Origin of the sequence: Butyricimonas hominis (assembly GCF_014287455.1) — a bacterium.
Lineage (GTDB): Bacteria > Bacteroidota > Bacteroidia > Bacteroidales > Marinifilaceae > Butyricimonas > Butyricimonas muris.
On the sequence record NZ_JACOOH010000004.1, the window covers coordinates 169,595 to 186,515 of the forward strand.

Genomic DNA, 16,921 nt, shown 5'->3' on the forward strand with positions numbered 1-16,921 from the left:
AACACAATGGTATTCAGCTCTATAACACATTAACAACCTGTACATTTGACCTTACGACATTATGGACTTTCAGACCTTATGGACAAGAGGGCATGTTCCGACACGCCCTCGTTTTATTTTTCTATCATCAAGCATCAACCGCACTTGGATGACCCGCAAACTTTACAGATCAAACAACCTTCCTGATAAACGACAGATTTTGAACCGCAATTCTCACACACGGAACCAGTAGCCTCGGTTCCGTCCGGAATGAATTTCCGCAAAGCTCTCTCGACACCATTCTTCCACGTGTTGATATTCTCGTTATCAAATTCCATGGCTGCCACTAAATCCACGATTTGATTGATCGGCATCCCGTAACGCAAGACTCCCGAAATCAACTTGGCGTAATTCCAGTACTCCTTGTTAAACTTGTAAGACAACCCTTCAACCGTTGTTTTGAAACCTCTCTTGTTAGAGAATTGGAAGTCATAACGGCTATTACCTTCCTCGTCCGTATTCTTGACAATTTTACCATCCGTCACGGCTTTCGGTAACATGATACCTTCCTCGTCATCAGCAATACCGGTGAATATCTCGTAAGGGCGGCCATTATAAAGACCGATGAAAGCAATCCATTTTTCCTTGTTGTTCTGGAAACGCACGATCTCCGCATCCAACTCTCTCGGACGTTTTGACGGCATCGCTCCCTCATCCTTCTTATCTTTATTGGAAACCAGTACTCCCGCACGAGAACCGTCGCGATAAACCGTACATCCCTTGCAACCGCTCTTCCAAGCCTCGATATAAAGCTGTCCCACCAATTCCTCCGTCACGTCTGCCGGCAGATTCACGGTAACACTGATAGAGTGGTCTACCCATTTCTGCACACGCCCCTGCATACGCACTTTAGCTACCCAATCGATATCATTGGATGTAGCCTTGTAGTAAGGAGATTTGGCAACCATCTCATCGATTTCCTCATCCGTATAGCGTTCGCGTACATCATACCCGTTTTTCTCCATCCAAAGGGCAAACTTATGATGGAATACTATAAATTCCTCGTAAGCATCTCCCGTCTCATCAACGAAATCCACACGCACATTCTTATCATTCGGGTTTACCTTTCTTCTTCTCTTGTAAACGGGCAAGAACACCGGTTCGATACCGGAAGTCGTCTGCGTCATCAAACTGGTCGTTCCCGTGGGTGCAATCGTCAAACAAGCAATATTACGACGTCCGTATTTCACCATATCCTTGTACATCTCCGGATCAGCTTCTCTCAAACGAGTGATAAACGGATTGTTTTCCTCTCTCTTGGCATCAAAAATCTTGAAAGCCCCGCGTTCTTTTGCCATCTCGACAGAAGAACCGTAAGCGGCAATAGCCAATCGCTTGTGAATATCCACGGAGAAATCAACAGCCTCATCGCTACCGTAACGCAAACCCAAAGCAGCCAGCATATCGCCCTCGGCAGTGATACCCACTCCGGTACGACGTCCTTCTCTGGCTTTCGTTTTAATCTTCTCCCACAAACGGATTTCAACACCCTTAACCTCGTCGTCTTCCGGATCCGCACTAATTTTGTCCAAAATAGCATCAATCTTCTCAAGCTCCAGATCAATAATATCATCCATCAACCGTTGAGCGATAGCCACGTGCTTTTTGAATAAATCGTAATCGAAATAAGCCTCTTTCGTGAAAGGATTTACCACGTATGAATACAAGTTAATCGCCAGCAAACGACAAGAATCATACGGACACAAAGGAATCTCCCCGCAAGGATTGGTAGATACCGTTCTATATCCCAAGTCCGCGTAGCAATCCGGTATACTTTCCCGAATAATCGTATCCCAGAACAAGATTCCCGGTTCAGCGGATTTCCAAGCGTTGTACACGATCTTATTCCATAACTTCACGGCATTGATCTGTTTCACGTTCTTCGGCTCATCGGAATAAACCGGGTATTTTTGTATATAATCACGTTCCTCAACAACGGCATTCATGAATTCATCGTCAATCTTTACCGAAATATTTGCTCCGGTCACTTTACCTTCCGTCATCTTGGCATCGATAAAGCTCTCGGAATCCGGGTGATTGATAGACACACTCAACATCAAAGCTCCCCGGCGACCGTCTTGTGCAACCTCGCGCGTAGAGTTAGAGTAACGTTCCATAAAGGGAACAATACCTGTTGACGTTAAAGCCGAATTCTTTACCGGCGAGCCCTTGGGACGAATATGCGACAAGTCATGTCCCACCCCGCCTCTTCGCTTCATTAATTGTACTTGCTCCTGATCTATCTTCATCACTCCCCCGTAAGAGTCAGAAGGCCCGTCGTGACCGATCACGAAACAGTTAGACAATGAAGCAATCTGATAATCGTTACCGATTCCGGTCATCGGACCTCCTTGCGGTACGATATACTTGAAGTCACGTAAAACTTCAAAAATCTCCTCCTCACTCATCGGGTTGGCGTAAGTCTTTTCGATGCGTGCGATTTCTGAAGCTAAACGACGGTGCATATCATTCGGGTTCAACTCAAAAATATTCCCGTAAGAGTCTTTTAAAGCATATTTGCTCACCCAAACACGTGCAGCCAACTCGTCACCCTTGAAATAATCAAGAGAACTACTATAAGCTTCTTCTTGCGTGTACACTTTCTTTTGGTTTACAGCCTGTTTCTGTTTCTCCACTTTCTTTGTAGTTTGTTCCATTTAGCGTATATAATAAATTTTCTTTTTGGTCCCTTTTCCAACAGAACAAAACTATGGAAAAAAAACTTCTTAGAAAAATATTTTTACTAACACTTGTTGCAAGTTTTCCAAAATCATCAGTCATAACACTGATAATAAAACGATTAATAATTCCATTTTTCTTGAAAAATTTTCCAAATATAAATTTGTTCTAAAGTAGAAATAAAAATCGTAGAAAATTTTGGTTTAATAAAAATTGAAGTTTTAGAGAGTTCGACTCTATCAAGGAAGTACCAATAAGACACTATGATGATTGAAAAATCACATCTGTTTACGTTTGTATTCCTAAAAAGGTTTAATAAAGTTCTTTGATTTCTTCAGGAATATTTACATGCAACAATCTTTCATCATGAAGAATGTCTGTCACGTATTCATCGGATACCGGAAGAAGAATTTCTTTCGAGAATATCCGGATAGAAAGAACTACATTTCCCGAATAATTATCAACCTGCACAACCTCCCCTTTTTCACCTGTCGGTTCGTCAACCACGGAAAACCCGATCAGATCAGAAAGTTCCAAAGGCATATCCTCCTCTTCAAGCAGATATTTATCCATCAACAAATCACTCCCCACCAATCGGTCCGCCTGTTCTTTCGAGTCAACAAAATCAAATTTGACGATATAAGAAGTATGGTTCCGTGCCGTCAGACCATCTTCCGCGATATAAAAGGGAACCGGTGCTCCTTCCAGAAGAAGAAACACCGGTTCATCCATGTATTGTTCAAGAAGATCATTTCCCGTGTAAACAATCAACGCACCCTGTAAGTTATGAGTCTTACCGATTTCGCCGATCTTTATACAATCTTCCCTCTTGATCATAAATTATTCAGCTGCTGGAGTTTCTGCCGGAGCCTCCGGAGCTACTTCCGCTGCAACAGCCTCTGTAGCGGCAGCTTCTACTTCTGCTCTTGCTGCAGCCTCTGCCTCAGCTTTTGCCGCTGCAATTTCAGCTTGTTTCTTAGCTACAATCTCTGCTTTAGCTTCTTTTACTTTAGCCTCAGCTTCCAAACGAGCTTTGTATTCACTTTCAGACTCGTTAGCCAAACGTGCGATCTTAGCCTGAATCTTAGCGATTTTCTCTTTCTTCCAAGCCTCGAACTTCGTATCAGCAGCAGCCATATCAAACGCACCTTTCTTCACTCCTTCCAACAAGTGTTTCTTCAAAAGAACACCCTCGTAAGACAATATTGCCTTCGCGGTATCGGTCGGCTGCGCACCGGTTTGTAACCAATACAATGCTCTGTCAAAATTCAAATCAATCGTAGCCGGGTTAGTCATCGGATTGTAAGAACCAATTCTCTCAATATAACGACCGTCACGCGGCGCTCTACTATCTGCTACCACTACATGGTAGAACGGACGGCCTTTACGACCATGTCTTGCTAATCTAATTTTAGTTGCCATTCTTTTACTTTTAACTTATTAATTACTACCTATTCTCGATAGGCGGCGCAAAGATAGTGATTTAATTGAAAAATTGAAATTTCCTAGATCATTTTCTCTATCACAGAACGGTATTTTACATTTTCGACAACTTCTTTATACCTGTCTTTTAAAACATTCTGAGCCTCCGTCGGCAATTCTTTATAATACTGCATTACAAAATTGTTCCCGATATCATCCCGAATCTGTTGGTTCAAACCTAATTTATTCAACTCGTCAATATAGGCATTCACGAATTGCACGGGCTCGCTCATCAAGCCTGCCAATTTCCCCCCTAACAGATTATTCCAATAGGAAACCTCGTAGACTTTATAGCGATACACTTTCCGATAGACCTCAATATCATTCTTGGGCAGTGTCTTGTCAAAGATATTGAAATCATCGGGTTCCTCACTTTGATCTTCCCGATTCAATAAAGAATGGTACATAGGGTAATAAAAATAAGAAGCAGCCAAAGGGACTTTCACCTGAATACGAAACAAACGCACGAATTCCGGATCACAAGGATTCTTCTTCACGAATTCGGAAATTATCGCATCATTATATCGCACGATAGAATCCATCATCTCTTTAAACTCGACGGGTGGTAACACGAACATCTCTTGTGTTGACGGGAACCATTGTTTCCCGTAATAATCAAGCATCATACGTGTTTCCGCACGATCTCCTTCGGGAAATTCAACGGACTCATAATTCCCTTCCTGTACTCTCTTCACATCCATTTTTATTTTAACATCGTCCCCCGGTTTCAAATAAAGAGGCACGGCAGCTTTACCATTCACCAACCGCACATATCCAGCCTCTTTTAAAGGCAGTTGCACCTTAAAAAAACCGGTACTGTCTAACACCACTGATATCGTTGTGTCTTGAGTACAAATCTCAAAAAACAACTTATTTCCTTTATAATTCAGTAAATCTCCCGCAATCTTTACTTCATTATTAGGATTGCACGCCCACAGGCATGCAATCCATAAAAATATACCCCACTTCATCTGTTACTTCACTTTTGTAAAATGATATCGAACCATGTGGAAATCCATTGGGAACTCCCCCTCTTGAGCGTAGGCAGCACAACTTTCATATGTATCATATAAGAAGTCCGTAGGTTCATAATCCAAAACTGTAACTTCTAATGTTTCGTTATCCTCCAATAACCTGAATCCTACTTGAACAGCTCTAAGCTTTTCATGTGCCCCGGAGAAGTTTACATTTGCTTGACTTAATTCAAACATAGAAGCCGTTACAAGAGGCGGTCTACCGATTCCAGCAGATTCATACAGATACAATTGTTGCTCTTTCAAGAATTTCACATTACAATCTCTAAAATAATGTGCCATATCTCCTGTTGCATGCACTTTCAATTGAGTTCCGCCATTTACAAACTCTAACATATCGGTTGGCAGATTATTTTCCGGTAAATGCTCAACCTCTTCCGGTCCTCCGTACCAATTATTTACTCTCAAATAATCTATTGATGTTGCCTCTTTAAAAGCCCACTTTCCTTCCAAGCGATCCGGCATTGTCATTCCCTTTATATAAACCTCCGTTTGGTCAACATCACCAGGCAAAAAACGATTACTCCCCTCCGGTACGAGTAGAAACAAAGTTGTTTTACCTTCTTCCCACTTTAAAAATTTAATTTTTATCGTACCATAACTTCTCTTAGCCGGGACAACAAATTCCTTATCGAGATTATCTACAAATTCGTAATGTACATGTTCTATCGCCGTCGAATTCTCTCCGACAATAAAAGGAATTTTAGTATCCGTATTTGCTGAAAAATATTTACCGGTATTTGCATCTTTTACATCCATCCGAACTGTGATCTCTCCCGGTAACACATAATTTTCCTCGGCAAAAGAACAAATTAACTGTCCTTTTGTCTGCACTTCAATCAATGTAAAACTAAACTCTCCCAATATATATCCCTCAACAGGAAACAATTCTAACTTTATTGTCTTTCCTGCATCATAATTATTTTTAGGAATTACCGCTATAGTCGCCTTACTCTCTCCTGCCTGAATCACGAATTCATCAGCTGAAAGTTCATATTCTTCACCTTGTATGGCAGCCCCTCGTATATTAAATTTTATAGAGGTATTTACTTGCACAGGTTCAGAAACTTGCACTTCTATTTCCAAAGGATTTTCAGCCTCCAATGTATAAATCAATTGTGAAAAAGCCAATTGTGGACCTTTTTCCTCCTTATCATCACTATGACATGCAACAAAGCACGTCGAAAAGGTCAGACAAGTAAACAATATAAATATATTTCTCATCATATTTCACTATATCTTAAACAATTACAAGTCTTTAATCGCATTCTTGTATTCTTCTTTCAACAAGCGGATTTCTTCCCGTTCTTCCAATGTTAGAAGTTTTATTTCCGGCAGTTGGTAATCCTGCCCCTCGGATAATATGCGAGGGGGCTCTCCATCCGGTTTATCACATCCACCTAAAAAAATCAATAACATAAATCCTAAACATCCCAATAATATTCTTGTTCTCATAACTACCTCCTTTTTTATTTCACGTATCCTTCATTCTGAATCATACCCGGTATCAAATCAATATCTTGCGAAGGGATTGGAGCCGTATACATAAATTGTTTTGTCTCGTATTTAAAACCATCTTTGGCACACCAAAATTCAGGACACCCATTCCTTTTCAATTCAAACCAACGATCTCCCTCCATAAATAATTCTTTCTGCCGTTCAACATGTATCGCCCACAACAGAGGTGTAAAAGCTTTTCCCTCTGCATTTTCACGAACCAGAGCTTTTTCATCCACGGCAGGCAAATTTCCCATTGTATAAGGCGTATAATCCGATATTCGTTTCGAACGAAGCAAATTCAAATATTCAAGGGCCTCTTTCGTATTATTCAAATAAGCATGTGATTCAGCCAAAATCAAACACATTTCCGCACTTCTGACACAAGCCATCGGTACTTTCGTTGCTACTCGCTTATTATCAAATGAAAACGCATAACGAATATCTTTGTCTTTTTCCACGAATAAATCAACAAACCGCTTACTAATAGGTTTTACCGTCAAATACCCTTGTGCCGACTTATAATTTTGATCGCCACTTGAATTTGAATATAAATATGCCCGCAAAAGAATATTCCCCTTTTGGGCATGTTGTGCCGACAGCATATCCGTATATGCTGTCCCTTCAACCAACGGGTAAGCATCCAAAATCTCCTTAGCAATAGGGATTGCTTGTTCCCAATTTTGCGTCCAGAAATACAACCTCGCCAAATATGCTTTCACGACATCCACGGTATAACGAAAGATTTCTGATTTTGAATTGTAAGAAATCGCTTTCTTCAAATCCTCCTCGATAAGCGATGCCACCTCTCGCAAACTAGAGCGTTTGGGACGAGCCTCCATATCAAAGCGCGTTGCAATAGAAAGCCCCAACTGGTCATCCGCCTTCTCTTTATTATAAGGTTCGCAAAAAAGACGCATCAGATTATAGTAAGCAATTCCTCTCATGGCATAAGCCGTAGCATAACAAGCGTTTGCCATATCAGTGTCATCTTCTTTCATCTCGTGGATAACTAAATTACATGACCTGATTAAGACATATAACTTACTATATTGTGTTCTAAACGAATTCAGTCTATCCCCTATATATTTCGGAACCGCACCCATTCCGGTCACGTTTTTGGTCAAACTATTTTCCAAATTATCTCCAAAACATTCAAATTCGTATTTTTCCATTGCATTCCCCAAAATATATTCGTCATAACCATTATCGATTTCTTCCAAATGGCCATTCAACAAAGCTGCAAACTCTTCTGCAGTTTTGGGGATCACCTCTCCTTTAGGTTTTATGTCCAAATATTCTTTACAAGAAACACATGCAAAAAATACCATCATCACTAAACTTATATATTTTATCTTTTTCATAATCGTACAAATTAAAAGCCCAAACTAAGTCCAAACGAACAGGAACGAGCCAAAGGATAAGTCGCTCCCGGTGTTTCCGGATCTATCCCCGAATAATTCGTTATCGTGAATAAATTCGTCAAAATGAAAGAGAAACTCAATGAAGACACTCCCATCTTTTTTACTACATCCTGTGGCAAAGCATAAGACAATGACATATTTTTTACTCTTAAGTAAGAAAGATTCTCCATCATAGATGCTCGCGTAATAGTACTTGAAGTTGGATATATCAAACTATAATTAAGAGGTTTCCCGTCATGATCAGTAAGAGCCTTGTAATAATCAATAATTCTGGGATATTTCACTCCCGTCCTACGTTCTTCAGTCCAACGATTGGTTACATCCTTTCGTACATTTAAATGATTTACATACAAATCATTTTGACTCGTTGGAATTTTTTCTCCAGCTGAAGTTCCGGCACTTAATGTATTATAACTCACCGGAGAAGTTATTTCATCCACAATCTTTCCATTTAACGAGTACACTCCTCCGACGCTCAAGGTAAGTGTTTTATATGAAATATTAAAATTGAAACCTCCGGTCACAGGAGCTGTCATGGTCCCCTTATAAAAAATATAATTATTCACATCACTCAAATCTGATGGCTTCAGTATATCTGCATCCGAGCGTAATTTATATTTGTATAACCCGGTTTGAGGATCTATACCTAGTGACTTTCCTGCAAAAACGGCTCCCTGTGGGTAACCCACTACATTATTTGCAACATAACTAATAGGAGAGGTATAACGTTTCAATTTATTACCATTCCAAGCAATATTCGCAGAAACATTAAATTTAAAATCCTTATATTTCACAACAACCGCTTGTAAAGTAGCCTCAATCCCTTTATTCTCCATTTCTGAAGTATTATACCCCTGATTATAGAATCCGGTTACATATGGAACTGTAACTGAAGTTACCAGATCCTTACTTAAACGATAGTAAGCTTCTACCAATCCATTAATCCGATTATCGAAAAGTCCGAAATCCAAAGCGACCTTCATATCTCGTGTTTTTTCCCAACGTAGATGCGGATTAGGGGCAGCCCTTACATTACCAATCCGTAAATTTTCAGTTTCGGTTTTTCTATAAGATGTTGAATAATACATGATTAATTCTGGCTTCTCACTTTTATTCACGTTTCCCGTGTATCCCATGGCTACACTCAATTTCAATCGGCTCAACACAGGTCGTAATCTATCCATAAAAGACTCATCCCCGACATGCCATGCCAATCCCAAAGACCAAGTCGGGTTAAATTGCTCATCACTACCAAAATTATTGGAACCATCCGTCCGAAAAGAAAGACTGGCAATATATTTATCATACAAGCTATAATCCAATGAAGCATAAAATGATGCGAAACGAGTTTCTTCTATGCTTTGCCCCGAGAGTCCATCTATAAAAGTAGACATGCTTACCAATTCTGTATAGTCCACCTGCTCCCCTTTCTTCTCGGGAGCCGGAGTAGATGAATTACCTGTAACAGGGTCATAGCCATATCGCTTTTCTTGAATACTCTTTGCCTTTGAACCTCGAATTTCTGCCCCTGCTAAAATCTGCAATCGATGTATCGAATTAAAAATATCCGAATAATTCAACTGTCCTCTCGCACTATAATTTGTATTATTAGCAGACGCTTGGGTGATAGAACCATACGTTCTCCGGCTATTCCATCCATCCAAAACACTCGGTTTATCCACAAAAGCCGCATAAGTTTCAATTCCATTAATATTGTCCGACTTATTATTTATAAAACTATAAGAAACCAAACCGGAAAAACGGAATTTTGATGAAATCGTGTAATTCAGGTTTAATTGCAAATTGGCCGAATAATCTTCTGCGACACTTGAAGTTTCATCAATTTCCCGCATAATATTATAGCCATTCGGCGGGAGTATCGCTTCTCTTCCACCATTAATCTGATTCAAATTAAAATAAGTATAGTCCGGACGATATGACCCGTCTTCATTATAAGGTTTCTCGTAAGGATTTGCAAAATAAGCATATTGAAATGGATTCACATTTAAAGAAGAGCCATCTGATTTCTGTTGTGAAAAATCAACCCCAAAATCCACTGTAACCCGGGCATGAGGTTTTAGATTCATTTTCGCCGATACATTATACCGGTTATAAGAAGTCTTTTTCAAAATCCCGTTATCTTTGGAATATCCTAAAGACAAATAATAAGTTGCAATATCCGACCCTCCGGACATGGAAAGGTAATGATTCATAGAAAATGCAGTCCGGAACAATTCATCAAACCAATTCGTTGTTGTTTTGGACAAATCGGCAATATATGCATCCTGCTCCGCCGTATTCATGGGTTCAAAACCTTCATCTGTCCAAACTTTACCATCCTTCCCTAGTTTATTGGCACGCAACATTCCAACAATACCGATCACCGGATACCATTCTTTATCTTCTTCAGGAGAATTATATCCCTTTACTGAAAACTCATCCCACAATTCTTGTTCCCAAGCCAATTTTTCCTTCGAGTTCATTAAATTACCATCACGCTGAGGTTTCATCACGACAGAAAAGTTTGCAGAATAATTAACAGACATTTTTCCCGCTTTACCCCTCTTTGTTGTGACAACGATCACACCTCCCGCTGCTCTTGAACCATAAATTGCAGCGGCAGAAGCGTCTTTCAATATAGTTACATTTTCTATATCGTTCGGGTTTATTCCCGCTATACCGTTAGCAAAAATATCATTAAAATCTCCTGCTTTAATCTGCCCCCCTCTAATACTTGGGATATTGCGCTGCAAAGGTACCCCATCAACTACCCACAAAGGCTCGGCATCCCCGGTAAGCGTGTTTGTTCCCCGGATCCGAATCTTTGCCGATTCTCCCGGACGACCGGATTTAGCCACGATACTGACTCCTGCCACTTGACCTTGCAATAATTGGTCAATACTCGTGGGTACCCTGTTCTCGAAAACTTCTCTACCGACTACCGCCACAGAACCTGTCGTCCGTTTTTGCGTTGTCTGCGTGTAACCGGTAGAAACAATGACCTCATCCAACTCCCCCACGGTCATTTTCATATCCACGTTTACAACGGTTTGATCCTCTGCCAGCTTCACATCTTTTGTTTCCATACCAATGAAAGAAAACTGCAAAATGGAATAACCTTCCGGCATATTCAAAGCGAAATTTCCATTGGCATCTGTCGATACGCCGATTGTGGTTCCCTTTACCAAAACGGTTACCCCCGGCAATGGCTCTCCCCGATCATCTTTCACCACACCCTTGATAACCTTAAACTTTTGAACGGCATCATCCAAAGATACCTTTTCCAGCATAATAATCCGATCTTGTATCCGGTAACGTAAATCCGTACCTTTCAACACCAGCGTCATCACACTATCCAACGATACTTCTTTTACATCCACGGTAATCCCGCCTAAATCTTTCACGTACTTCTCGTTGTAAATGAAACTGTACCCGGACTGACGTTTAATCTCCTCAAGCACCTTTACCAACTTCTCGTTCGTTACCTTCAATGTAATCTTTTCCGACACGTGTCCCGCCCAAAGGGGACTTGATGCGAACAACAGCAATACCAAAAAAGCACAACTCTTGTTGAATTTCCTGAAAAAAAACTTTTCTACCATCATTTTTATCTATATTTGTATGTTATGTCTATATAACATTTTGCGTTAAAGAGATTAGGGAAAGACCAATTAGCCTAATCTCTTTTCTTTTGTATATAGACCATTTTGCGTTCCACTTTAAATGACACGGATGTTGATGCCTCTATCACGGACAACAACGACTCCAAGGAAATATCCCGTGATATATCGCCCGTGTAATACTCCTCCTCAAATCCTTGCTCGTACACAATCGTTACATCATAATACCTTGTCACTTGCTTTAGTATCTCTGTCAACGGCATATTTCGAAAACTATAACTTCCTTGTTTCCATGCGGTATACACATCCACATCACACTTTTCCACTTGTATCTGTCCCCGGGGATCACTTACATCCAATAATGCCATATATCCGGGAGTTATAATCCGAGAGCCGTTTCCTCCCGCCACCACTTCCACAAGCCCCTCCTTCAAGACGACATACACCATCCCCCGATCTTCATAGGTATTCACGTCAAAAGTTGTTCCCAACACCCGAACATCCATCCTATCCGTGTTCACGATAAAAGGTCGTCCTTCCTCTTTCGCCACTTCAAAATACCCCTCTCCGTACAATTCCACTTTACGCTCCGCGCTGCCGAAAGCTATCGGATACCTTATCCGGGAATCCGCGTTCAACCACACCTTCGTCCCATCAGAAAGCACTAAATGATAAAATGTCCCCCGCGGAACAATCAACTCATTATACTCCAATTCTTTCACGGGTACAGAATCATGTACATATTTCAAATGCCCTTCCATGTAAAGCTTTGTTCCCTCGTTCAAAGCAACGATCTTCTCCGACTCGGCAGAAACATCAACCGTTTCCCCGGTTGACAAGATAAGACGGACACGATTCGGACATTCGTTTTCCACCAATAATGATTTTTTCTCAACGGGACGTTGCGTCCAGTATCCCAAAGCAACCGCCACTAACAAACAGATACTTGCCGCAACACCAAAACCCCATGCCAATCGTCTTTGTTTCCTTGAACGGATCTTTTTGAAATGTTCCCATTTCTCATCCACATCCGGTAATTCGTAACGCTTCTCCAGTTCATCGACAGAGATATTCTGCAAATTCAAAAACACACGCTCCTTTATTTCTGCCTCCTGTCTCCACGCATCTAACAGCTTTTCTTCCGAATCGCTCAACCTAAAAAGCTTCCTTTTACAAATCAGCTTGGCTACACTTATATACTGTTTTATATCTTCCATTCCTTTTGCTGTTTAAAAGAAAAACGGTTGAGATGAAAAACAGTATAGGTGAAAAATTGATTTTTTTTGAAATTTATTTTAACACGCTAATAAACAGGATTAAACTCTTCAACGAATGATACAATCGTTTATAGGCAACAGACTTGTGAAACTTTACAGTAGCCTCGCTAATTTCCAGTTCCTCCGCGATCTCTTTATTCTTTTTCCCCTCTAAGTGCAATTTAATCACGGCTTGTACCTGAGGAGTTAAAGCTTGTATCGCTTTATGAATCAAGAATCGACTCTCCTCGTCGATGATCGCCTGCATGGAATATTCTTCAATTTCCTGTTCACTCGAATACTTACTGGAAAAACGCTCTTTCACCTTTTCATGCCTCAAATAATCAATACATTTATTCCGGATCATCTTATACATAAAAGAGTGTAGTCCCAATTCCGATTCAAATTGTCCCGAACGATTCGACCAAGCAGCGACAAAAGCCTCCTGCACGACATCTTCCCGTACGAAAACATCATCCACAAAACGGGACGCGAAAGCGTTATACTTGGCAAAACACTCTTTAAAAAAGCACTCAAAACCAATCACTTCCCCGTTCAAAAATTCAATATTCCCGTGACTTTCTCTTGTCATTAAACGATCCTTTTTTGAGTTTTCAAAATACGAAGAATTTAATTAATATTCAAAATATATCATTTTTTATTTATGCTAATTATCAAATAGTTGGTATTAGAGTATTTTTGTACTTGTCTTAGGTTCTCTTCATTTAATCGAAACTCAAAAAAGGATCGTTTATTCATAGTCAATCCACGTCCCCCATATTGATATTATCCATTTTCTGTCCCATTAGATTCTCCACGAAATAATACCTTATCAAATTAAGGTAGTAATCGCCTGCCAGACCGTGATCCGCCCCCGGCAGTATCATCAAATCAAAACGTTTGTTCGCTTTTATCAAAGCATCTGCCAACCGGATCGTGTGAGCCATGTGTACATTTATATCCATGTCCCCCGTTATCAGCAACAGCTTCCCTTTCAGATTCTTCGCCAATTCAATATTAGTGGGAATCTTGGATTCAAACACGTTCTTATCGTTCATCTTCACGCCATGATAAGTCTCTCCCCACCATTTCGTGTATATATTGTTATCATGATTCCCCGAAGCAGCCACGGCAACTTTATAAAAATCGGGATAAGTCAAAATAGAAGCTGCCGCCATAAATCCACCCCCGGAATGACCGTAAATACCAACCTTATCGATATCTATATAAGAATATCTATCAGCCAACTGCTCGACAACAAACTTACAATCCGCCAATGCGTAATCCCTCAAATTCCCGTAACCGAAACAATGGAAATTACGCCCTCTCGTGAGACATCCGCCACGGAAACCGACATTTACCACGATAAACCCCAACTGAGCCAATGTCTCGTTGCCGTTATCATCAATACTAAAAGCCTGCGGAACCAGATTCTCCTGTGGCCCGGGATAAACATTCACGATGACAGGATAACCACGAGTCGAGTCCATCTTAAACGGTTGGTACATCACCCCATACAGATCCGTGATCCCGTCGACAGCCTTCACTTTTATCCTCTTGGGCTCTTTCCATCCGGTTTCATATAACAATCGCAAATCCGTCTTCTCCAGCGCCATGATTTTACGCCCTCGCACATCCCTCAATTCTGCAACCGGAGCCATATCCACTCTTGAATAATTATCCACCAGATACTTGCCGTTCTTAGACAAATCTATTGAATGATAACCGTCACCCGGGGTTAACAACGTGAACCCGGAACCATCAAAATTCACCCGGTAAAAAAGCCTGTACTCAGGATTAATACTTTCCTCCCGCCCATAGCCTTCAAAAACAAAACTCCGTCCTGTCGTATCCATCTCATAAATTCGGGCTGCCACGAAATCACCGGAAGTAACCCGGTTCTTCAACTTCCCGTCCTTATTATACAGATAATATTGTCCCCAACCCGAACGCTCCGACCACCATACAATATCTTCCCCACCATTCAAAATACGACACTCGAACAATTGTTCCGTGAAATGAGGATCACACACTTCATGTATCACCTCGAACACCTCTCCTGTATTCACATCCACCCGGCAAAGATCCATTTGATTACACGTCCTGCTTTTGCGCGTGAAATAAAGATAATCCGGGTATTTTTTAAAATCGAAAAGCATCATCTTCACCTCTTGATCCGGATATTTCCCGATATCCACCTTGACATGCAATTTCTTCTCCGGGTAAAACAAATGCAAATCATACGTGAACACGTGTTCCTCTCCCGGCATCGGGAATTTATAAGATTTCAATGTCGGACGAGGCTGTGCCAGATGATCTATCAACCATCCCTCCTCAACTTTTCTGCGATCCTGCCGCAAACAATAAAACACCTTGGAATTTCCCGACCACGTGATGGCAGCACTCTCCTTCTTATCCGAATCCTTATCCCGCTGGTAAGAGTAAGAATAAGAACGCTCCCCGTCCGTCGTCAATTGAAAAGCCGTCGTGTCGTCTTTCTCCTGCAAATACACGTTATGCTTGTAAGCGTATACCATATATTTCCCGTCAGGCGACCAGTTTTGCCAATAAATCTTCCTCTCGAACTCTCTCTTGACTTCTTCTTTCCGGAATTCCTTCAGCTCTCCGGTCTTCACGTTATACTCGAAACTCTTCCCGTATTTTGAAAAAGTAAAACGATAGGGATTATCTCCCTCAAATTGAAAACCCGCCAACCGAAGATTCTTCACATCTTCCGTCTTTCCCGTCAACTCAGCCAATTTAGCGGCAAACTCCTTTATTGAAAATAATTCCTGCTTTTTCCCTTTCCCGGCATCCACCAGATAATACTTTATCCCCTCGTCCGTTGTGTAATAATACCAAAAGAAATCCGTCCTCCCTATCCATGAAGGATAAACCGATGAACTGTGAATACGACTTTTTAGATTTTTTTCCGAATACCTCGAACAAGCTTTAAAATCAGCCTTTTGGGCAAACACACTACTCCCAATCAAGAGGAGCAGTATCCATACAATACATCTCGTCATGTCAATAATATTTTGCGTTTTACAAATAACGATCATCACGGTAAAGACCAATAAACCATGAAGTCATTTGCCTCAAAAGTAAACATTTTTAATGAAAACAATACCCACCGTTCAAAGAAAACTAAAAATTAAAAGCTAAAAACTAAAAGTTGACGTATTTTCCGCACTTCTAGTTTTTAGCTTTTTAGTTTTTAACTTCCAGCTTAAAACCTATACCCCCTCAAACTCCGGCATCACCATATCCAACCATTTGTTTATCCGGGCATCCGTCTTCTCCGGCTCGAAATCCTCATCCAAAGGCAGTCCGACAAACAGATCATCAACCACGGCAGTTGAATCCTCGTACACGTACCCGTCCGTGGTGGTTTTACCCACTAAAGTCGCACCGAGTCCGGTTACCAACTCTGCCATGTATCCCATCCCGTCCACGAAATTCTTGGGATACGTGATATGATCGCCCAGCCCGACGAGAGCGACAAAACGATCTTTTAACGAAATCTTACGCATCTGCGGGAAAAACTTCGCCCATTGATCTCTCTGCTCCCGTTCCCACGTACTTCTGCCAAGAGAAGAACAAACCAGAATCATATTCTTGTAATCCAACAATTTCCCCGCGGGGACATCATTCACGCAAAACATATCCACTTTACCGGCACCGATTTTATTCTTCAGCATTTTAGCCACCCGATGAACATTTCCACCCGCCGGGGAATAAAATATCCCTAACCACTTCATTTCACTTGTCCGTTCATCCAAAAGATAATTTCCTTCAAGATCAGCAGTCAAGCGCAACGGTTCTTCTTGTCTTTCGACCTCCTTTTTACCTTTCCTTGTAACCTTATCCATAAAAATATAGTTTATAGT

Annotated in this window: 12 protein-coding genes; all 12 read right to left on the reverse strand. The window is 41.0% G+C overall.

Annotated elements, in window-relative coordinates; translation table 11 throughout:
- Window positions 1–134 precede the first annotated feature (134 nt).
- Window positions 135–2,696, reverse strand: a complete 2,562-nt coding sequence (locus tag H8S64_RS09730) for an adenosylcobalamin-dependent ribonucleoside-diphosphate reductase (RefSeq protein ID WP_186975930.1) — start codon at window positions 2,694–2,696, stop codon at window positions 135–137.
- 334 nt (window positions 2,697–3,030) lie between these two features.
- The gene (gene rimM / locus H8S64_RS09735; protein WP_186975931.1) at window positions 3,031–3,555 is read right to left on the reverse strand and encodes a ribosome maturation factor RimM; all 525 of its coding nucleotides are present in this window, start codon (window positions 3,553–3,555) and stop codon (window positions 3,031–3,033) included.
- A gap of 3 nt (window positions 3,556–3,558) precedes the next feature.
- Window positions 3,559–4,140 carry a 30S ribosomal protein S16 gene (locus H8S64_RS09740; RefSeq protein ID WP_186975932.1) on the reverse strand — a complete coding sequence of 194 codons (582 nt, stop codon included), beginning with the start codon at window positions 4,138–4,140 and terminating at the stop codon, window positions 3,559–3,561.
- A gap of 83 nt (window positions 4,141–4,223) precedes the next feature.
- On the reverse strand, window positions 4,224–5,171 hold the full coding sequence (locus H8S64_RS09745) for a hypothetical protein (protein WP_186975933.1): 948 nt from the start codon (window positions 5,169–5,171) through the stop codon (window positions 4,224–4,226).
- A gap of 3 nt (window positions 5,172–5,174) precedes the next feature.
- A complete protein-coding gene (locus H8S64_RS09750; protein ID WP_186975934.1) occupies window positions 5,175–6,461 on the reverse strand; it encodes a hypothetical protein in 1,287 nt (428 codons plus the stop codon).
- Between the two features lie 21 nt (window positions 6,462–6,482).
- Entirely contained in the window at window positions 6,483–6,689 is a 207-nt protein-coding gene (locus H8S64_RS09755; RefSeq protein ID WP_099291700.1) for a hypothetical protein, read from the reverse strand.
- 14 nt (window positions 6,690–6,703) lie between these two features.
- Window positions 6,704–8,095 carry a RagB/SusD family nutrient uptake outer membrane protein gene (locus tag H8S64_RS09760; RefSeq protein ID WP_186975935.1) on the reverse strand — a complete coding sequence of 464 codons (1,392 nt, stop codon included), beginning with the start codon at window positions 8,093–8,095 and terminating at the stop codon, window positions 6,704–6,706.
- Window positions 8,096–8,106: 11 nt separating this feature from the next.
- Window positions 8,107–11,760: a SusC/RagA family TonB-linked outer membrane protein gene (locus tag H8S64_RS09765; RefSeq protein ID WP_255469499.1), complete on the reverse strand. Its 3,654-nt coding sequence runs from the start codon at window positions 11,758–11,760 to the stop codon at window positions 8,107–8,109.
- Between the two features lie 71 nt (window positions 11,761–11,831).
- Window positions 11,832–12,992, reverse strand: coding sequence for a FecR family protein (locus H8S64_RS09770; protein WP_186975936.1), 1,161 nt, complete (start codon window positions 12,990–12,992; stop codon window positions 11,832–11,834).
- A gap of 73 nt (window positions 12,993–13,065) precedes the next feature.
- On the reverse strand, window positions 13,066–13,623 hold the full coding sequence (locus H8S64_RS09775) for an RNA polymerase sigma-70 factor (protein WP_099291696.1): 558 nt from the start codon (window positions 13,621–13,623) through the stop codon (window positions 13,066–13,068).
- A gap of 169 nt (window positions 13,624–13,792) precedes the next feature.
- The gene (locus tag H8S64_RS09780; protein ID WP_186975937.1) at window positions 13,793–16,057 is read right to left on the reverse strand and encodes a S9 family peptidase; all 2,265 of its coding nucleotides are present in this window, start codon (window positions 16,055–16,057) and stop codon (window positions 13,793–13,795) included.
- A gap of 210 nt (window positions 16,058–16,267) precedes the next feature.
- Window positions 16,268–16,903, reverse strand: a complete 636-nt coding sequence (locus H8S64_RS09785) for a flavodoxin domain-containing protein (protein WP_099291694.1) — start codon at window positions 16,901–16,903, stop codon at window positions 16,268–16,270.
- Window positions 16,904–16,921 lie beyond the last annotated feature (18 nt).